At 56.8% G+C, this 17,650-nt stretch carries 19 protein-coding genes; 10 read left to right on the top strand and 9 right to left on the bottom strand.

Translation table 11 applies throughout. The features are described 5' to 3' along the window. Positions 1–186: 186 nt before the first annotated feature. The 3 genes from SULPSESMR1_RS18435 to SULPSESMR1_RS18425 form a co-directional block, all read right to left on the bottom strand. Complete coding sequence (locus SULPSESMR1_RS18435; RefSeq protein WP_089422537.1) at positions 187–1,890, bottom strand: ABC transporter ATP-binding protein; 1,704 nt, start codon at positions 1,888–1,890, stop codon at positions 187–189. Positions 1,891–2,152: 262 nt separating this feature from the next. Continuing rightward, complete coding sequence (locus SULPSESMR1_RS18430) at positions 2,153–4,294, bottom strand: TonB-dependent siderophore receptor (RefSeq protein WP_240311344.1); 2,142 nt, start codon at positions 4,292–4,294, stop codon at positions 2,153–2,155. Between the two features lie 99 nt (positions 4,295–4,393). Continuing rightward, complete coding sequence (locus SULPSESMR1_RS18425) at positions 4,394–5,230, bottom strand: helix-turn-helix domain-containing protein (RefSeq protein WP_157729048.1); 837 nt, start codon at positions 5,228–5,230, stop codon at positions 4,394–4,396. A gap of 249 nt (positions 5,231–5,479) precedes the next feature. Here SULPSESMR1_RS18425 and SULPSESMR1_RS18420 point away from each other — a divergent pair, with 249 nt between their 5' ends. The 4 genes from SULPSESMR1_RS18420 to SULPSESMR1_RS18405 are packed head-to-tail and all read left to right on the top strand — an operon-like array spanning position 5,480 to position 9,090. Then, positions 5,480–6,382: an ABC transporter substrate-binding protein gene (locus SULPSESMR1_RS18420; RefSeq protein WP_157729047.1), complete on the top strand. Its 903-nt coding sequence runs from the start codon at positions 5,480–5,482 to the stop codon at positions 6,380–6,382. Positions 6,383–6,384: 2 nt separating this feature from the next. After that, positions 6,385–7,356 (top strand): FecCD family ABC transporter permease, encoded by a 972-nt coding sequence (locus SULPSESMR1_RS18415; protein ID WP_157729046.1) that lies wholly within the window; start codon positions 6,385–6,387, stop codon positions 7,354–7,356. Next, a complete protein-coding gene (locus SULPSESMR1_RS18410; RefSeq protein ID WP_089422533.1) occupies positions 7,353–8,330 on the top strand; it encodes a FecCD family ABC transporter permease in 978 nt (325 codons plus the stop codon). The genes SULPSESMR1_RS18415 and SULPSESMR1_RS18410 overlap by 4 nt, the downstream gene beginning before the upstream one ends. Beyond that, on the top strand, positions 8,314–9,090 hold the full coding sequence (locus SULPSESMR1_RS18405; RefSeq protein WP_089422532.1) for an ABC transporter ATP-binding protein: 777 nt from the start codon (positions 8,314–8,316) through the stop codon (positions 9,088–9,090). Before SULPSESMR1_RS18410 ends, SULPSESMR1_RS18405 begins: the two co-directional genes overlap by 17 nt. A gap of 69 nt (positions 9,091–9,159) precedes the next feature. Here SULPSESMR1_RS18405 and SULPSESMR1_RS18400 read toward each other — a convergent pair whose 3' ends face one another. Then, positions 9,160–9,816 (bottom strand): winged helix-turn-helix transcriptional regulator, encoded by a 657-nt coding sequence (locus SULPSESMR1_RS18400; protein WP_089422531.1) that lies wholly within the window; start codon positions 9,814–9,816, stop codon positions 9,160–9,162. Between the two features lie 94 nt (positions 9,817–9,910). On the opposite strand from SULPSESMR1_RS18400, the gene SULPSESMR1_RS18395 reads away from it, so the two are divergent. Continuing rightward, a complete protein-coding gene (locus SULPSESMR1_RS18395; RefSeq protein ID WP_089422530.1) occupies positions 9,911–10,636 on the top strand; it encodes a DUF1428 domain-containing protein in 726 nt (241 codons plus the stop codon). A gap of 45 nt (positions 10,637–10,681) precedes the next feature. Further along, positions 10,682–11,155: a VOC family protein gene (locus SULPSESMR1_RS18390; protein WP_089422750.1), complete on the top strand. Its 474-nt coding sequence runs from the start codon at positions 10,682–10,684 to the stop codon at positions 11,153–11,155. Between the two features lie 146 nt (positions 11,156–11,301). On the opposite strand, the gene SULPSESMR1_RS18385 is transcribed toward SULPSESMR1_RS18390, so the two are convergent. Then, a complete protein-coding gene (locus SULPSESMR1_RS18385; protein ID WP_089422529.1) occupies positions 11,302–12,033 on the bottom strand; it encodes a Crp/Fnr family transcriptional regulator in 732 nt (243 codons plus the stop codon). Positions 12,034–12,228: 195 nt separating this feature from the next. On the opposite strand from SULPSESMR1_RS18385, the gene SULPSESMR1_RS18380 reads away from it, so the two are divergent. Together SULPSESMR1_RS18380 and SULPSESMR1_RS18375 are read left to right on the top strand one after the other, a co-directional pair. Further along, complete coding sequence (locus SULPSESMR1_RS18380) at positions 12,229–12,465, top strand: hypothetical protein (RefSeq protein ID WP_089422528.1); 237 nt, start codon at positions 12,229–12,231, stop codon at positions 12,463–12,465. A 79-nt stretch (positions 12,466–12,544) separates the two neighbouring features. Continuing rightward, positions 12,545–12,784 carry a hypothetical protein gene (locus tag SULPSESMR1_RS18375; protein WP_089422527.1) on the top strand — a complete coding sequence of 80 codons (240 nt, stop codon included), beginning with the start codon at positions 12,545–12,547 and terminating at the stop codon, positions 12,782–12,784. A 60-nt stretch (positions 12,785–12,844) separates the two neighbouring features. Here the strand turns inward: SULPSESMR1_RS18375 and SULPSESMR1_RS18370 are convergent, their stop codons facing one another. Next, positions 12,845–13,258, bottom strand: coding sequence for a cupin domain-containing protein (locus SULPSESMR1_RS18370; protein ID WP_089422526.1), 414 nt, complete (start codon positions 13,256–13,258; stop codon positions 12,845–12,847). Positions 13,259–13,484: 226 nt separating this feature from the next. Here SULPSESMR1_RS18370 and SULPSESMR1_RS18365 point away from each other — a divergent pair, with 226 nt between their 5' ends. Further along, complete coding sequence (locus SULPSESMR1_RS18365; protein ID WP_089422525.1) at positions 13,485–13,691, top strand: hypothetical protein; 207 nt, start codon at positions 13,485–13,487, stop codon at positions 13,689–13,691. Between the two features lie 24 nt (positions 13,692–13,715). Here SULPSESMR1_RS18365 and SULPSESMR1_RS18360 read toward each other — a convergent pair whose 3' ends face one another. From SULPSESMR1_RS18360 to SULPSESMR1_RS18350, 3 genes are read right to left on the bottom strand one after another with little or no spacing between them, the layout of a single operon-like run. After that, positions 13,716–14,225 (bottom strand): Lrp/AsnC family transcriptional regulator, encoded by a 510-nt coding sequence (locus SULPSESMR1_RS18360; protein WP_089422524.1) that lies wholly within the window; start codon positions 14,223–14,225, stop codon positions 13,716–13,718. Then, on the bottom strand, positions 14,222–15,082 hold the full coding sequence (locus tag SULPSESMR1_RS18355) for a VOC family protein (protein WP_089422523.1): 861 nt from the start codon (positions 15,080–15,082) through the stop codon (positions 14,222–14,224). Before SULPSESMR1_RS18355 ends, SULPSESMR1_RS18360 begins: the two co-directional genes overlap by 4 nt. Before the next feature lie 36 nt (positions 15,083–15,118). Beyond that, positions 15,119–15,829 carry an SDR family oxidoreductase gene (locus SULPSESMR1_RS18350; protein ID WP_089422522.1) on the bottom strand — a complete coding sequence of 237 codons (711 nt, stop codon included), beginning with the start codon at positions 15,827–15,829 and terminating at the stop codon, positions 15,119–15,121. A gap of 188 nt (positions 15,830–16,017) precedes the next feature. On the opposite strand from SULPSESMR1_RS18350, the gene SULPSESMR1_RS18345 reads away from it, so the two are divergent. After that, the gene (locus SULPSESMR1_RS18345) at positions 16,018–17,607 is read left to right on the top strand and encodes an ABC transporter substrate-binding protein (RefSeq protein WP_089422521.1); all 1,590 of its coding nucleotides are present in this window, start codon (positions 16,018–16,020) and stop codon (positions 17,605–17,607) included. The last annotated feature ends 43 nt before the right edge of the window (positions 17,608–17,650 follow it).

The following is a 17,650-nucleotide window of genomic DNA, read 5'->3' as shown; positions in this document are numbered from 1 at the left end:
AAAGAAAACAGCAAAAAACGATCTCAATAACATCGTTGAAAACTTTCGTCGTGCCATGTGCCTGTAATGGCACCCTTTCAGTTTAGACACCGGGGCAAGAAAAGCAAAAAAATATGCTGTTTAAGATTGGCGTGCAGCGGCGGTACTGCACACGCAACGCTGATACTACCGTCAGAACTGCTGCCTTTAAGTATTTGCAAGCCCGGCGTAGTGGCCAAAAGATTTGCTCAGTTCGGAATGTGTTCCTGTTTCAACAATCATCCCGTCCTGCATCACGGCAATCCGGTCTGCATTGCGGATTGTGTCCAGACGGTGCGCGATGATAAGCGTCGTCCGGTTTTCAGACAGCGCATCCAACGCGGCCTGAATCTGGCGTTCGGTCTGGGTGTCCAGTGCCGATGTTGCCTCATCCAGAATAAGAATTGGCGGATTCTTAAGAAATATCCGAGCGATGGCGACCCGTTGTTTTTGTCCGCCAGACAGGCTGACACCGCGTTCGCCAACAACCGTATCAAGCCCGTCGGGCATTTGTGCAATCATATCGGCAAGCTGTGCTTTGGCGGCCGCATCCACAATATCGTCTTCGTTTGCGTCCAACCGGCCATAGGCAATGTTTTCGCGCAATGTTCCGCCAAAAAGAAACACATCCTGACTGACAATCCCGATCTGACTGCGAAGCGAGTTCAGCGTAACACTGGCAACATCCAGATCGTCGATCGTGATCCGCCCTGCTTGCGGGTCATAGAATCGTGGCACCAAGGCAAGTAGGGTCGTCTTGCCTGCCCCCGACTGGCCAACAAAAGCCATTTTTTCACCCGGGCGTACGTCCAGCGTTATGCCTTTCAACACGGGCCGTCCCTGCCCGTAGTCAAAGGTGACACCTTCGAATTTAACGGCACCTTCGAACGCAGGTGCAACAACTGCATCTTGGGCATCCGCCACGTCGGGTTCGGTCTCCATCAACTCAAGATACCGGCGAAACCCCGCGATGCCCCGAGGATAGGTTTCGATGACTGCAGCAATCTTGTCCAGTGGACGGAAAAACACAGTGACCAGCAGCAAAAACGCCACGAAACCACCGGTCGTCAGCGATTCATTCAACACAAACCCGGCGCCCGTCACCATAACGACAACCTGAATCAGACGCATCCCCATGTAGTTCAGCGCCGACGACCCTGCCATAAGCTTGTAGGCCGACAATTTCGTCTCGCGGTAGCGGTTGTTGTCTTCTGCAAACAGCGCCGCTTCGTGGCCTTCATTTGCAAAGGCCTGAACCACGCGGATACCACCGATGTTCTCTTCCAGCCGCACGTTGAAATCCGCAACCCGCGCATAAATCGCCCGCCACGTGCGCGTCATCCGACCGCCGAACACAGCGACAATGACAACGCAGGCAGGGACAATCGCCGCCGTGATCAACGCCAGTTCCACGTTGATGGTCATCATCAAGGCAAACGCACCGACAAATGTCATTACCGCGATAAACAGATCTTCGGGACCGTGATGTGCAACCTCGCCGATTTCTTCCAGATCACGGGTTACACGGGCAACGAGTTTGCCGGTCCGCATCTTGTCGAAATAGGAAAAGGACAGCCGCTGAAAATGCGCAAATGCCCGCCGCCGCATTTCTGTTTCGATGTTGATGCCCAGCATGTGCCCCCAATAGATCACGATGGTCATCAATCCGGCATTCAACAGATAGATTACCAACAATCCAGCGGCGGCCAGCAGGGTAAGCCCCAGATCGCCATTGGGCAAAAGCACGTCAATGAACACCTTGATTGCCAAAGGAAAGACAAGCTCAAGCAGGCCGGAAATGACCGCGCATCCAAAATCCAGCCAGAAAAGCGCCTTCCACGGGCGATAGTATTCAAAGAACTGCCGAAGCATGCAGTGCGCCTTTCAAATTTGGAATGTCTTCGCTTTCGGTACCTGAACACACCGGAATTTCCCAGTCGGGAACCGACACCGTCCCGACAACCGGCGCAGCAAAAACGGGCCTGCTTGATGTTTCATCCACGCACCAGTGTGAAGCGGTTGGCATTTTCTTATTGGACCGTCGAAAGCGATTATTGCAGTCGCCTAGGTGCATTTTAGCTTACAGAGCCGCGGTTCTTCAGCTCATTCATCACCGACCGCCGGAACAACCGAATTACCAGCTTGATGTCACAGACATGCTGATTTCCCGACCCGACCCATATGAGCAAACGAACTGGGTCTGGCACCCGGTGACATGCCGCTTATCACCAGCATTCGTGACAGCGAAATTCGCCACCAGTCCACTTCTCATTTCGTAGGTTGCAAACAGATCGACAAGGGTGTTGCTGGGAACTGCAAGCGTATTGGCCGCGTCGGCAAAGCTGTCGCCGATCATGCGCACCCCAACGCCCATTTCCAGACCGCTCAGACCCCCCGAGAACCTGTATGTTCCCAACAGGGACACCTGTGTTTCCGGGATCAGCGTCGGTGTGGTGCCGATCAGGGTGGCGTCGCTGTCGGCAGTAACTTCAACGTCGAGCATCGTCGCCGCACCCTGAAGGCGGAAACCGTTGCCAAAGTCGTATTCGCCCTCCAATTCAAAGCCGCGCGACCGGACGGTGCCCAACTGGTCAAAGTTGGGGAATGCGCCGGTGACGACATTGTTGCGATCAATCTGGAAGGTGGCGGCAGAGAGGGCAAAGTTGCTCTCCGTAGGGGCCCACTTGAACCCAAGCTCGATTTGCTCGCCTGTTTCGGGTTCGGTCACGCCACTGGCGGGCGAGTCAATGAGCGGATTGAAAAAGCTCGCATAAGAAGCGTAAGGCGTGAAACCATTGGAGAGTTCGCGCGCCAGGGCCACCCGATAAGAGGTGACACTGTCATCGCGCGAAAATCCGGCCGCTCCGTCCTGTTCGGTCGAAACAAAATCATGTCGCAGGTTGGCCGTGCCGATCCACCCGTCACCCCAACGCAGTTGGTCCTGAAAATACAGGCCGACCTGCCGTTGGTGTGTCACCGCGTCCTGATAGGGTGGATTAAGTGTCGGCGTGCCCGGGTTTGTCGGATTCACGACGGTATTGGTATCGGTGAAGTTTGACGCCTGCACCTCGTCTATTTCGTAGAAACGTGCATCCAGACCAAACAGCAAATCATGCGTGATGGTCCCTGTCTCGACGGTTCCGTAGTATCGCAGATCGGTTTGGGCGGTGCGCACCAGCGTGTCATGTTCGAACGCGATCAATGCCAATGTGCCGTCCGCATCTACGGGCGTCGGTGAAAATCCGTCATAGCCGAATGGATAGAAATACCGCTCTTCCACGCTTGCGACACCCAGACGCGCGATCCCAGTAAAGGTAAACCCATTGTCGAGCTCATGCTCGACGATGGCCGATACAGAGGCTTGCTTGCGCAGATACTGGTCCCAGTCGGGATCGGAAAAGTTTGCGTCAGGGTCAATAAAGCCGAATTCGGCAGTTTCAGTCACCGTGCCTGCATAGGGCAAGAAGCTGCTGCCGCTGTGCTGTTCATCGGCATAGTGGAAGTTCCCCAACAGGGTCACTTCGGTGCCTCCGTCTGTCGTGAATTTGAAAGACGGCGCAAATGTGCCGCGCACTCCGCTGTTGAAGGCATCATATTTGTCACCGGCCTCGATGCGGCCCGTGAAACGATAGGCGCGACCGGGTGCGATTTCGTCGCCATAGTCGAACTCGACCCAACCGGCTGCGGCGTCATTGATCCCGAACGTCAGTTCGCGCACCCGATCGCCGGGGCGTTTGGAAACATAGTTGACGATCCCACCCGGATTCGAACCGCCATAAAGTGCCGAAGATGGACCGCGCAACACTTCGATGCGCTCAAGCGTGACGGGATCAATAAAGAACGATCCGAAGGCAAACGAAAGGTTCTGCGCATTGTCGAGGTAGATGCCCGTTTGGTCGGCCTGAAACCCGCGAATGCGAAGCCAGTCATAATCCGTGTCATTGCCAAAAACATCGGTTGTGACACCGGCAGTATAGCGCAGTGTTTCACTGACCCGCGTGGCGTTGAAACGCTCAAGGTCATCTTGCCCCAGAATACTAACCGATTGGGGCACCTGATTGACCGTGACCGGAGATTTGGTGCCGGTCACAGTGGGCGGGTTCGTGTCGTCACCAACCGGACCAGTGGCATTTTCTTGATTGCGCAGCACCAACGTGCCGAGGTCAACAAAATCATCAGCGGTTTGTGAGAATACAGCCGGTGCAACCATGCTGAACAGAACGGTGGTAAGTGTCAGGCGTGATACAGTGCTGTATGCGTTTGTTCTGTTTTTCATCTTGGTCCCCGAATCCTAAGCGCGGATGTAATGGCAATACGCGCAATCTGAGTAGCAGATAAAAATAGTCGGGAATTTAGTATTGAAGAATCGGACCGTTTATCGCGAATTCCCGAGCCTGGCCCAAACGCCCGGTGGCACGCCTGTTGCGGACTTGAACGCGCGGTTCAGGTGGGCCTGATCGGAAAAACCGGCGCGCGTTGCCACTTCAACCAGACTGACCCCTTCTGAAACAAGACTTTGGGCCAACTGGATACGCTGTTGTATGATCCACTGATGGGTGGACTGGCCCGTTTCGGATTTGAACCGGCGAATGAACTGCGTACGCGACAGATCTGCCAGCGTTGCCAGTTCTTCAATGTGCAGCCGCTTATCAAGATGGTTCAGAATGTGCGCCTTAACTTTGGCGATGCCTTCGGGTGGCGTAGGGGCTGTTGTGTCTGCCTGATCAAAGACAAGCTGAACAAGACGGTGAATCAGGCTTTGTGCCAACGCCCTGGACGTATCCCCCGCATCGCAGGCCCGTGTCAGCTCGTGCGCAAGGTCATGCACAGCGGGGCTGACTGGCGCAAAAAGCGGCCTTGCCAGAACGATCTGGCTGCCCGTCAACTCCGCCAAAGCCGTTCGTTTTATGTGCAAGTCCAGATGCCTGATCCTGCCTGACTGCTGCAAGCGCCCCCAAAGCTGAAGTCCGGCCGGCACAAAACACAGCCCGCAAGATGTCCCACTGCGTTCCTTGTCCTCTGAAAGCGAGATTGTCTTGTTATCGAAAAAGATGGAAATGCGCGGGTGGATTGACACGTATCGACAGTGCGCGGCCTGCTTTGCCTCGACCTCCCAATAATCAAGAGCCATGTCGTCGAACACAAGGCTTCGCGCATGGGTGGGCACGGCAATGCCGGACGTCACGGAATACATGTGGGGGTGAAATGCCATACCAGCTCTCTTTGACGGGATGGCTGGGGCACAGCGCCCTTGCTTTGGGCTTTGAATAAACGGACCAGTGGGGGTGTCAACCATTTGACGACAAGGATCGAACATGTAGAAGTCGATCCAGCTAAGGTATCACCCCGAGAGGACGCCACAGGATACCGCGCCATCGAGTATTCTGGTGAGGTGTTGATGGTCCGGCTTTTCTTGATCGCGTGTTTGTTTATTCATCCTTTGCGCGCAGCGGCGGAACCGGTGGTAGTCAATCATGTCTGGGGGCAAACTGTCATCCCTCACGACCCGCAGCGCATTGTATCCCTGTCCTTCAACGGCTTAGATCACTGGCTTGCCCTCGGGATTCAGCCCGTCGCGTACCGTGTGTGGTATGGTGGCGATGCACGGGGGCTGTGGCCCTGGGCCGTTCCCGTCGCCGACCATCTTGATGCCATCCCGCTGCGGGGCGAAATTCAGGCCGAACAGGTTGCACGGCTCAAACCCCATCTGATCGACGCGATGTATTCCGGGCTGACCCATGCGCAATACAAAGCCCTCTCTCGCATCGCGCCGGTGTTGCCACCACCGCCCGGTGCATCAGACTTCGGGGCATCATGGCAACAGATGACCCACACTTTTGCAATGGCTGTGGGCCAACCCGAACTGGGCCTGAAGGTCACGGGCGACTTGCAAGACCGGTTTGCCGAGATACGCAATGCGCATCCGGATTGGGCCGGCAAGACGGCAGTGATCGCATGGCCCGATGGTCCTTTGATCTATGGACCGGAAGATGCGCGTATGAAAATCCTCGAAGGGCTTGGACTGCGCCTGCCCCAAGCAGCACAGGCCTTTGCGCACGACGGGTTTTACTTTCGATTGGACAAGGAGTTGACTGCACCACTTGATGCGGATGTTCTGGTCTGGCTTGATCTGGGTGGCGGTGTCTCTGCTGCGCAAAACTACCCGTTACGGCATACGCTGAACGCAGTCGCAGAAGGCCGCGAGGTCGTAACCGACCCGACCTTGTCCGCCGCCATGAGCTATGCCAGCCCTCTGAGCATCGCTTATGCGCTTGATCGCCTTGTCCCCCTTTTGGAACAGGCGCTGGACGGTAACCCCGCAACCCCTGTGGACGGCGTACAGGAGGCAGGTTTATCACGCTGACCTTGCGCATTACCCTGACGTGCGGCTTGCTGCTGCTCTGTCTGGCGTCGCTGCTATTTGGCGCACGGCCTGATGTCGGTCTGCCCGAACTCGGTCTTTGGCTACGCGGCGCAAACCCTAAAGATGCGGCTACGATTGTCCTGCACGAGATGCGTTTGCCACGCACTCTGGTGGCCGTTCTTGCCGGAGGTGCCCTTGGTGTGGCCGGAACAACAATACAGGCGCTTGCGCGCAATCCTCTGGCCGATCCGGGGCTGCTTGGCCTTAACGCCGGTGCCGCCTTTGCGATTGTCGTCACCGTCTATGTGCTTGGTCCATTGCCTGCTGTGGCCTTGGCCGTGCCCGCCGCTGTTGGCGCAGGCATCGCCGCACTTTGCGTGACGTCCATCGGTGCGATGTCTTCCAACCCCGTCACGCTGGTGCTTGCAGGGGCTGCCCTGACTGCCCTGCTCAATGCGGCCTTGCGAGGTCTGATCCTACTCGATCCGCTTGCGCTTGATGCCTATCGCCATTGGGCGTTGGGTGCGGTCGATCAAACCGGTTTTGCCACTTTGGCCGTCGGAGCCTGCTGCGCGCTTACAGGCCTTGCGCTGGCCCTGCTGGTCGCCCGCTGGCTGGATGTTCTGGCACTTGGTTCGGACACGGCGCTGGCCTTGGGCGCGCGGGTGGGACGGATACGGCTGGCGGGGCTTCTGGCCACGACCCTTCTGAGTGCGGCCGCAGTGATGGTCGCCGGTCCAATTGCATTTATCGGACTTCTTGCCCCCCACATGGCACGCATGACGGGCGCAGCAAGAAACTCGGCCATCATGATGCGGGCAGGCATCTGCGGTGCAGCCCTGTTGTTGGTCGCCGATATTGCCGGTCGCCTTGTCTTTCCCGGTCTCGTCATCGAAGCCGGGCTGGGTGTGACGCTGATCGGCGGGCCCGCGATGGTCTGGCTGGTGCGGCGTCAGGCACAGGGTTTGAAATGACCCGCGCAACCCTACTTACCCTTACACTGGCTCTTGCGCTGGTCACTATGGCAACCGCAATGCTGACAGTCGGTCAAGAACCATTGTCGATTGCCAATATTCTAAGCGGCGATCAGATCGACCGGACCATACTGATCCATTTCCGCCTCCCGCGGGTGCTGTTGGCGATACTGACCGGCGCAAGTCTGGGTATGGCAGGGACCGTTTTGCAGACCATGCTACGCAATCCGCTCGCGTCTCCGGATACTATCGGGTTCAGCGCAGGCGCCTCTGCCGGTGCAGCGGCTGTGATCGTTTTTTCCGGCAGCGTCACCCTTGCCGGTTGGGGCGCGATGGGCGGTGGCACCTTGGCAGCTTTTGCGGTTCTGGGGTTTTCATGGCGTGGTGGCATTGCCCCCCTGTCACTTATCCTGATTGGCGTCGCTGTCAGCCTGATGCTGGCCGCCCTGACCGACATCCTGCTCAACCTCAGCCCCGGACTGCAAGCTGCCGAAGTCACGCGATTTCTAACCGGTTCCTTTGCGAGCGCAGAATGGAGCAAGGTCGCCCTGATCGGTGCTGCAACACTGTTTGGCGGTGCATTGCTGGCATGGTGTGTTTTCGCCATCGAACGCATGACGCTTGGCGATGACATGGCGCGGGCATTGGGACTGAACCCCAATTTGCTTCGACTGGCCGTGATAGCGGTTTCCGCCGTCATGGTATCCACCTCGGTGGCCGTCGCTGGTGCCATCCTTTTTGTCTCTTTTCTTGCCGGGCCGCTGGCGCGCGGGCTGAGCGGTCAAACAGGGTGTATCCTGCCGCTGGCCGGACTGATGGGCGCACTACTTGCTCTAAGCGCCGAGTTACTGGCGGGGATCGACATCTTTGGCAGCAGTCTGCCCGCTGGCATATTCACAGCACTGATCGGAGGGCCCAGCATGCTGGCGCTTCTCTTGTGGAACTTGAGGACCGCAGATGACAGCCTCGCTTGAGACAAAAGACCTTATTATTGACCTGTCGGGGCGACGGGTGTTGCACGGCATCAATTTATCCATCGCTGCGGGCAGTGTCGTGGCGGTGATCGGTCCGAACGGTTGTGGAAAATCCACCTTGCTGCGGACGATGACACGCATCCTTGCGCCCACGTCCGGTCAGGTATTTCTGGATGGCACCGACATCTGGCAGATGCCGCCGCGCACAGCGGCCCGTACCATCGCTTTTCTGCCGCAAGCTTCCCAGACACCCGAAGGAATAAGGGTGCGCACTCTGGTAGAGCGCGGGCGCACACCGCACATGCGCCCGTTTCAACCGCTTCGGACCGCAGATCGCGATGCGGTAGACAGGGCATTGTTCCTGACAGGCATGACTGATTTGGCGGATCGTCGGGTAGACCGACTGTCGGGCGGCCAAAGACAACGCGCGTGGATTGCGCTTGTGCTGGCACAAGACACGCCGGTTCTGGTGCTGGACGAACCTACCACCTATCTGGATTTACCACATCAGATCGACCTTCTGCGCCTTATAAACCGGCTGAACAAAGAGACCGGAAAAACTATCATCATGGTCCTGCACGACCTGAATCTGGCCAGCCACCATACCAGCCGCATCATCGCCTTGCGTGACGGCAAGGTGGCACTCGACGGCGCCCCGTCCAAGGTCATAAATTCAGACAATCTGGCAACGCTCTTCGGGACAGAGCTGAATGTACAGGCAGGCAGCGCGAACATGCCGCCCTTGGTGATGCCAAGCTGAGCCGTGCGAGCGAACGTGCCAAATGGTGTCTTGAGTACGTTACTGAGGCCAGTGACGTTGCAAACCGGATCACCCCTGAGGCGCGAGCCTGAACAGCGAGAGGAACTCTTCGGCTGCAACGGTGTCGCCCTCGGCGCTGACAATCCCTTGCGCCGTCAAGCTCGGTAAAGGTGTTGCGCCGTACACTGCCGCCGCCAGCGTGTTCCCGTTGCCCACCAGAACAAACGAAGCTTGGGGGCGGTTAACCGATGTGGTCTGCAAGCGTCCGTTGGTCAGTTGCATTTCAAAGGCTTCGCCTTTGAACGCGAACCCTGCCAGCATCTCGCGCCCGTTTGCGCGTTCCGGGACCAAACAGACCCCCATAGAGATCATAAGCGCCGAGGGGCTGATAAACCGTGAAGGATCGTGCCCCGGCACGGTCAAGGCCCAACGACAGAGTGCTTCGAGAACGGGGAGCAAGCCGCGCCCTGCATCGGTCAGAGTGTAGATGCCAAGCCGCTCATCGTGAATGACCACCCCCGCTTGTACGAGCTGCGTCAGACGACCGGTCAGCACGCTTGCCGTGACTCCCGGCAGGCCAGCCCGGATCATCTGGAACCGTTTGGGCGCAAACATCAATTCGCGCACAACCAGCAGCGCCCAGCGATCCCCGATCAGGTTCAGCGCATGGGCAACAAGGCAGCCTTCATCATAGCGAATTCGGTTGTTTTTTGCCCGACTAGTCATGTTTTAATACTTTCGGTTGTTTTTTAATACTAACTTTGCCATGCTGAATCTGCAAGCGAGATTCGCGTACAAAATGAATGACTGGAGACATGAAATGACTTATCTCACGGGTGCCGTGGCCGCCGTTCCAACTGCCAACAAGGACAAGTATAACGACCATGTCACAGCGGCATGGCCCTTGTTCAAATCCTATGGTGCCACCCGCATGGTCGAAAACTGGGGCGCGGATGTGCCCAAAGGGAAAGTCACCGATTTCTATGGCGCCGTGCAGGCCAAGGAAGACGAGACCATCGTATTCTCGTGGATCGAATGGCCGGACAAGGCGACAGCGGACGCCTCGTGGGGGAAAATGCAGGATGATCCCGCAATGAAGGATCTGCCAGAAATGCCCTTTGACGGCAGCAGGATGGTATTTGGCGGGTTTGCCCCCGTCTACGAGGCCGGAACACGCGAGGGTGCCGGCTATTATCAGGGTTTCCTTTTGGCGGTTCCGGAAAAGAACAAGGCACCCTATGCCGAAATGGCGCACGAAGGTTGGAAGATGTTCGAAAAAGGCGGTGCCCTCGGCATGATCGAGAATTGGGGAGAAGACGTGCCCCATGGCAAGACCACAGACTTTTACCGCGCAACCAAAGCCGAAAAAGGCGAGGTGCCGGTGTTCAGTTGGACGGCCTGGCCTGACCGCGCAACCTGCGATGCCGCAGCCAAGGCGATGGAAGCCGAGATGTCGGATATGGACATGTCCGACATGCCTTTTGACGGAATGCGGATGATGTGGGCGGGCTTTGAGCCATTGTTCGATTCAGCGACGAAGGCCTAACAACGGCACAACCCTTTTCAGCATAAGGAGAAAACAGAAATGGCCATCGCAAAGAACTCGATATGTCTGTGGTACGATACCGACGCCGAAGCGGCGGCCCGTTTCTATGCCGATGTTTTCCCTGACAGCGAAGTGACCGGTGTCCATCACGCACCTGGCGATTATCCTTCTGGCAAGGCAGGCGATGTTCTGACCGTCACCTTCACTGTTCTCGGAATTCCCTGCTTGGGGCTGAATGGCGGAAAGGCTTTCAAACACAGCGAGGCATTTTCGTTTCAGGTGTCCACCGAAGATCAGGAAGAGACCGACCGTTATTGGGACGCCATTGTCGGAAATGGCGGCGAAGAAAGCGCCTGCGGCTGGTGCAGGGACAAATGGGGCATATCTTGGCAGATTACCCCAAGGGTGTTGATGGAGGCCCTTGCCGCAGGTGGCGGCGAAGCCAAACGTGCCTTTGAAGCGATGATGGAGATGAAGAAAATCGACGTCGCCACAATCGAGCGGGCGCGCCGCGGGTAGATCCATCACGATGTGTCCAAAGGGTTCGACGCGCGACCGCAAGTGTGTTGGAATCACGCACCTTCGCACAGATAACGGCGGCATGTAGACAGAGCGGCACGTGGACAGAAATGTACCGCAAGGTAGACGCGCCGTTCTCCGCCGCGTTATTTCAGCATCGGGCCTTCGTAATCCAGATACGCCGTGTCGAAACCAGCGAGTTCGACAAGTTTTTCCAGATTGTCAAAAGTCACGATTCCATCGCGAAAAGTCAGCAAGCCTTCTTCGCGCAGTTGCCGGAGAACTCGGTTGATGTGAATCGCGCTCAAACCCAGCGCATCGGCCAGAAGATACTGCGACAACGGGCACTCATAACTGCCCTCTTTTGCCAGTCCGACCAATTTCAGGCGTGCTCCGAGTTCCAACAGCAGATGCGCAACACGCTCGGTCGCATTACGTCGCCCCAGACTGACAAGCCGCTCGACAACGATGGCCTCATCGGCGGACGCAGCCCAAAGAATGGCCGTTGCAAGACGTGGACAGGTCTCGAACGCCCCGAAGATATCTTTGATTTTCACCTCCGAGGCTTCGACTGTCTTGATCGGTTCGATGCTGTGATCCGCAGTTCTGAAAAGAACGCTCCGCAGCCCCAAAAAATCGCCCGGTATCTGGAAATCTACAATCTGACGCCCGCCACCCCGCAGAAGTTTGTAAGAGCACACCCACCCTTTGGCCAGAATATAGGCGGAAGGGTCGGTCTGCCCCTCATATACAAGATCGTTTTTGTCGACAAAGGTCCGCCGATGCTGGTGGAATTTCTCCAAAACCGCAAGCTCGGGGTCAGACAGTGAAACATAGGCACCAAGTTTACGTATAAGCGGGCTATTCTGGGTGCTCATTAACCAATTGTCCTTTCCCACGCCGAAGACTCTGGCGGCGAATGCCCCGGATACGCTACTTTGGCCGAAAAAGAACCGTGCCATACTGCTTGAGGTTAGCTCAGCATACATCGTTTCTGTCATACTGTCATAGGTAACCGGCTCCGCGCGCAAAGACGCGTCGGTACTGAGATTGCTCTTGAAAGGATCTATCGCATGCCCCAGCCAAATGACGTCTCGGGCACAGCCGCCCTCGCGATCTGCGAGTCGCTTCTGCTGGCTCTGAACGACAGAGGCGTATTGCCGGAGCATGAGATCGTAGGCGTCCTGAGAGACGCCGTAGCGGCCCATCAGGACATACCGGGGGACGACGAGACGACAGCGCTGAATGCTGCTGTGGCTTTGTTGATCAACCGCATTATCGACGGCGGAAATTCTGTACGTCGTCCGTGAACTGATCGGCACACATATCCTTGCCGCGCACCCGCCTGCGGTGCAGGCCCAACAACAAACACATCAAGGAGACTGATTGATGCTAAAGCTGACCAAATCAACTGTTTTCACAACAGCTGCAGCCCGACCGGAAACGCCGATAGACAAGACAACGCGCGCCGCGACGGAAATCATCGACGGAGAAACGAAAGAACGCGAAGTCAAGACAGCCCGTCTTCGCCAGTCACGCCTGGAAAAAGAGGCCATTGCGTCCGTCAAACCAGCTGAGCCCACGCCCAAGGCAAAACGCAAAAAGCCGCAGGGCAAAACCACCAAATAGCGCCGTTATGCGGTCAATAGCTCACGCTGTTGTTCAGGTAGGCGAAACAGGTTTTCACCTTTAGTTTTGCTCAAACCATTCCACAATTTTTGGCATGTCACGCTCGAACCCGCCCGGTATGAAAAAGTTCAAAAGCCGGGCGGACTGCCGGGTCGCATTGCGGAAATCATGAACCACACCGGCTGGTATCCGTATAAACGCGCCTGTCTCGTAAGGCTTCCAGATATCGCCAACACGTGTTTCGGGACATCCTTCGAGAACAAAAAAGACCTCGTCGTTTGCCTCGTGGCTATGCGCTCCGACGCCTTCCTGCCCTGGCTGAAGAATCCATTCCGACACGCTGTATATGGCGCGCGTGTTCTCCTCGTCGGCTTTAAAAAGGGCGGTCAACTTCCCCATTTCATAGCGTCGCCCTCCACCGGGAGGCAATTCTATAACCATGCCCGCAGTTGATTTCGGGTTTTCTGTATTCATGGTCGGCCCCCTACCAAGCCCGTTAAATCATGCGTCACGACAACGGCATTTAGCAAGCTTTCCTCCATGCGCAGCTTAACGATCGCTCTAACAGGATGGCAAAGTCGGGTGTTCCTCCGCCCATACTTCACGTTTTGTGATGACCACTCCTACAAACATTCGTTTTACTTATGTGCCAGCCAGCCCCAACTTGGGTGCATCGCCACCTGTCACAGAGGATCAGACAATGACCTACTACCACGAAGATGCCCCAACCCTGACGCTTTGGAAAAAATGGCGGGGGCTTGCCACCGTCGCGCTGACGCTCTTGATTGTACTCGGCCTTATCGCGATTGCCCGCGCGCCGTTGGCACCCAACGGACCGGACGGTGAAATCGTGATTCCCGGAGAAGACTGGCACGGCAACGTGCGCCGCAGCGACCCGACCCGCTAGGTCGTCGGGCGCGTATCGGTCCGGTCAAAGATACTTTGTTGGAATGGCTGTCGTAAACTTCAGTTCTTCCATTGAGATCATCGAATTGATCTGGCTGAACTCCAACCGCTCGATCATCTTCTTGTACACATTGTCATATGCGCTCATGTCCGGAACGACGACCTTCAGGATATAATCGACCGTCCCCGTAAGCCGATACGCCTCGACGACTTCGGGAATCTCGTCGATCAGATCGCAAAACCGCTGTAGCCAGCCAATCTCGTGGCGCGGTGTGGTGACGCCTATGAATATCGTCATTGGCATATTGGCTCGGACCTGATCGACCAGCGCCACGCGCTTTTTGATCAGCCCCGCTTCTTCCATCCGTTTGATCCGGCGCCAACAGGGTGTGGGCGACAGCCCGACCGCATCCGAGATCGCGCTGATCACGGTATCACTGTCACATTGCAGAATATCCAGAATTTGCTGGTCGATCTCGTCGAAAGTGATCGTATCAATCGACTTTGTCCCGGTCTTACGCGGCTTTTCCGTCATGCGGGCACAAACTCCACGATGACACCCGACGCATCCTGTGGTGCAACAGCCAACCCCAGTGCCGTCGGGATTGCAGTGATATTTGCATCCGCCAAGCAATGACGCACCGCATTCATATCAGCCACTTTGATCCGCAAACCCGTAAATGCGCCCTTTGGCGTCAAAGACAGATCAATGCTTGGATACAGCGCCTGCACCGCATCCCTGCCCAGCAGAATAAGTGGCGCGGAATTCGCACCGGTTTCAACCGACACGCCGCCCTTGGTCGTCACCACAGCGCTGTCCGCCCAAAGCCGCGCAAAACGTTCACCGTCCTGCGCAGGGTCTGTCGAAATGGCAAGGAATGCGCCAAGCCCGCAGGCGGTGTTGGGGTGATCCAGCAATTCCGGTAGCCAAACGGTCTCCGGCGTCTTGTGCTGGCACATAAAAACCGAGCCCATTGGCACTTCGGCATCATCGAATACAACCGTTGAAAATGCGGCCATTGCCGATCCGCCATCGGGCAAGGGCACAGGCCGTTCGAAACTGCCCAGTCCGTGCGTTCCGATGCCAAGATCGGCAAGTGCGGCGGCAGCAGCTTCGGCAGTGTCGATCCGGCAGGCAATGGCGTGCAGGCCCTGCCCCTGATCCACCAGCGCCCTGCCCCGCGCCGCGTTCAGCGGTGTCGCGCGCAACAGGCCCAGAAGTTCAAAGTAGTCCTCGGGAAACATGATGGTGTAGTTGGCCGAGCCTTTAGCCTCGGAATGCAAACCGCGCGGGGACAGCGTGAACCCCAGTGCAGCATATTGGTCGGCAGCCTTGTCCAGATCTTGCACCAGCGCAAAACAGTGATCTATGCCTTTAACGGGATGGGACATCGAATTTTCCTTTCAAATTATGTCCGGCACCAAAGGTTACTTGCGCACCGGAGCCAAAAGAATTTCATGTACGGCGACGGATGGATTCATACCAGCCACATAAAGCGCTGTTTGCGCCATATCCTCGGGCTGGATCATGTCGGCCAGCGTAGACATGTCAAAGCCCGGGCGCTTGGCAAGAAGTGGTGTCGCGACCTCGGCGGGGCACAGCGCGGTCGAGCGGATGCCGTTCGCTCCTTCCTCGCTGTTCAGACTGGTGGAGATATCGGACAGCGCATGTTTCGACGCCCCATATGCGACGCCGCCGCCTGGCGAATGAAACCGCCCCGCCCAGCTTGAGGTGTGAATCATAATGCCATCATGCTGCGCGCGCATGATCGGCAGACAAGCAGCGATCACATTCAGCGCGCCGGTCACGTTGACCTGCAACAGATTGTCCCAACTCTCCCAATCAAGATCGGCCCAGCGGCGGCGCGGAATGTTCAGACCCGCATTGTTGCACAGGATATGCAGACCCTCCCCCCACGCCGCGATCTGCTGCGCGGCATCCGCCATGCCCTGCCGGTCAGTTACATCCCCTGAAACCACCAGCACACTTGCCCTGTCCGGGCATTTCGCCGCAACATCTTCCAGTGCTTGCGCGCCGCGACCGGTCAGGGCAACCCGATAGCCCGCCGTGGCAAATGCCAACGCAACCGCGGCCCCAATGCCCGACCCCGCGCCAGTCACCCAAACTGTTTTCTGCATTTTTAACCCTCAGGACTTTTCGATGGTAAACATTTAACCTATAATACTTGCAAAAAATAGCAATTTTTGCTCCTGCTATGGTATTATATGGAAAACATATTGACTACGCCTACGCCATGCGCAGTGATGAGTCAGCGAAAGTAACATCGCGATTCCACAAAGGAGTCCGACAGAAAGGGAGCTTTAAAATGAAGAAACAACTGATCGGTCTTGGCGTCGCGTGCTTGACCGCAACAGCCGCACTCGCACCTGCAGTGGCTTCGGCACAAGAGGTGAAAAAGGGCGGCACCGCAATTGTCCATATGATTTCCGAACAACGGATCCTGAACCCAGCACTGCGAGCGTCAACCGGCGTTTACAACATCAGCGGCAAAATCGTAGAGCCGCTGATCGACAAAAGCTATGACGGTTATGTGCCTGTGTTGGCAACGGAGTGGTCCGGATCGAATGACGGTCTGACAATCACCGTAAAGCTGCGTGAAAATATTCGCTGGCACGATGGTGAGGACTTCACCTGCGAAGATGTTTCCTACACCGCCATCGAGATGTGGAAAAAACTGCTGAACTATTCGTCTGCCTTGCAGGCCAATCTGGAATCTGTCGATTGCCCCGATCCGCACACGGCCGTTTTCAACTATTCCAAGCCGATGCCGATTGATCTGTTCGTTGCTGCTATGCCCGACCTTGGCCACCCGATGCCCAAGCACCTGTACGAAGGCACCGACATTCTGAACAACCCGTACAACACCGCCCCCGTGGGCACCGGCCCGTTCAAATTCGTCGAATACGAACGCGGCCAGTACGTGATGGCAGAAAAGAATGAAGACTACTGGCGCGAAGGCTATCCCTATCTCGACCGCATCGTCTGGCGGTTCATCAAGGATAAATCGGCTGCCGCTGCCGCGCTGGAAGCGGGCGAAGTCCACGAATCCGGCTTTATCGGCGTGTCGATGGCCGATGTCGTCCGCCTGTCGGAAGACGACCGCTTTGACGTCGGCACGCAGGGCTACGAAAACAACGTCGCCCACTCCACGGTCGAGTTCAACCATCGCAATCCGATCCTTGCGGATGTGAAGGTGCGCCAGGCCATGTATCACGGGCTGGACATCGATTATGCCATCGACACCATCATGCGTGGCTTTGCAGCACCGGGCCGCGGACCGGTTCCGCAAGCGGGTGGCGCCAACTACACCGACGATGTGACGACCTATCCTTACGACGTCGAACTGGCGAAAGAGATGCTCGACGAGGCAGGCTATCCCGTCAAGGATGACGGCTTTCGCTTCAAGCTGCGTCACCGCCCTGCGCCATGGGGTGAATATACCCAGCTTTGGGGTGAATATTTCGCTCAAGCGATGCGGGAGATCGACATCGACGTCGAAATCCTGACCAACGACGCGCCCGGCTTCCTGAATGGAGTGTACCGCGACCACGACTTTGACACGGCCAACGGCTGGCATCAGTTCCGGTCCGACCCTGCGGTGTCAACAACCGTCTGGCTGCGCTCGGGTCAGGCCGAAGGCACACCCTGGACCAACCAGTTCGGCTGGAAAAGCGAAGAGATGGACCAGATGATCGACGACGCGGCCTCCGAGCTTGACCCGGAAACACGCGCCGAAATGTATCATGCGATCCAGCGCAAGGCGATGGAGGAAGTCCCGGTGATCTTCGCCATCGAACACCCCTTCATCTCCGTCACGTCGAAAAAGCTGATGAACCACCACAATACACCGCGCTGGAACTCGTCCAGCTGGTACGATCTGTGGCTCGACGAATAATATGACCTTCGGGCAGGCCATACCGGCCTGCCCGCCAAAGATC

Origin of the sequence: Pseudosulfitobacter pseudonitzschiae (assembly GCF_002222635.1) — a bacterium.
Taxonomy (GTDB): Bacteria; Pseudomonadota; Alphaproteobacteria; order Rhodobacterales; family Rhodobacteraceae; genus Pseudosulfitobacter; species Pseudosulfitobacter pseudonitzschiae_A.
The sequence above is the reverse complement of the archived record's forward strand: the minus strand, read 5'-3'. Positions and strand labels throughout refer to the sequence as shown.

Bases quoted from the DNA above. Each gene is read 5' to 3' on its own strand.
- SULPSESMR1_RS18345 (WP_089422521.1), top strand. From the start codon at position 16,018: ATGAAGAAACAACTGATCGGTCTTGGCGTCGCGTGCTTGACCGCAACA.
- SULPSESMR1_RS18365 (WP_089422525.1), top strand. From the start codon at position 13,485: ATGACCTACTACCACGAAGATGCCCCAACCCTGACGCTTTGGAAAAAA.
- SULPSESMR1_RS18400 (WP_089422531.1), bottom strand. From the start codon at position 9,816: ATGACTAGTCGGGCAAAAAACAACCGAATTCGCTATGATGAAGGCTGC.
- SULPSESMR1_RS18435 (WP_089422537.1), bottom strand. From the start codon at position 1,890: ATGCTTCGGCAGTTCTTTGAATACTATCGCCCGTGGAAGGCGCTTTTC.
- SULPSESMR1_RS18410 (WP_089422533.1), top strand. From the start codon at position 7,353: ATGACCCGCGCAACCCTACTTACCCTTACACTGGCTCTTGCGCTGGTC.
- SULPSESMR1_RS18355 (WP_089422523.1), bottom strand. From the start codon at position 15,082: ATGTCCCATCCCGTTAAAGGCATAGATCACTGTTTTGCGCTGGTGCAA.
- SULPSESMR1_RS18360 (WP_089422524.1), bottom strand. From the start codon at position 14,225: ATGACGGAAAAGCCGCGTAAGACCGGGACAAAGTCGATTGATACGATC.
- SULPSESMR1_RS18350 (WP_089422522.1), bottom strand. From the start codon at position 15,829: ATGCAGAAAACAGTTTGGGTGACTGGCGCGGGGTCGGGCATTGGGGCC.
- SULPSESMR1_RS18395 (WP_089422530.1), top strand. From the start codon at position 9,911: ATGACTTATCTCACGGGTGCCGTGGCCGCCGTTCCAACTGCCAACAAG.
- SULPSESMR1_RS18405 (WP_089422532.1), top strand. From the start codon at position 8,314: ATGACAGCCTCGCTTGAGACAAAAGACCTTATTATTGACCTGTCGGGG.
- SULPSESMR1_RS18370 (WP_089422526.1), bottom strand. From the start codon at position 13,258: ATGAATACAGAAAACCCGAAATCAACTGCGGGCATGGTTATAGAATTG.
- SULPSESMR1_RS18375 (WP_089422527.1), top strand. From the start codon at position 12,545: ATGCTAAAGCTGACCAAATCAACTGTTTTCACAACAGCTGCAGCCCGA.
- SULPSESMR1_RS18385 (WP_089422529.1), bottom strand. From the start codon at position 12,033: ATGAGCACCCAGAATAGCCCGCTTATACGTAAACTTGGTGCCTATGTT.
- SULPSESMR1_RS18430 (WP_240311344.1), bottom strand. From the start codon at position 4,294: ATGAAAAACAGAACAAACGCATACAGCACTGTATCACGCCTGACACTT.
- SULPSESMR1_RS18380 (WP_089422528.1), top strand. From the start codon at position 12,229: ATGCCCCAGCCAAATGACGTCTCGGGCACAGCCGCCCTCGCGATCTGC.
- SULPSESMR1_RS18425 (WP_157729048.1), bottom strand. From the start codon at position 5,230: ATGGCATTTCACCCCCACATGTATTCCGTGACGTCCGGCATTGCCGTG.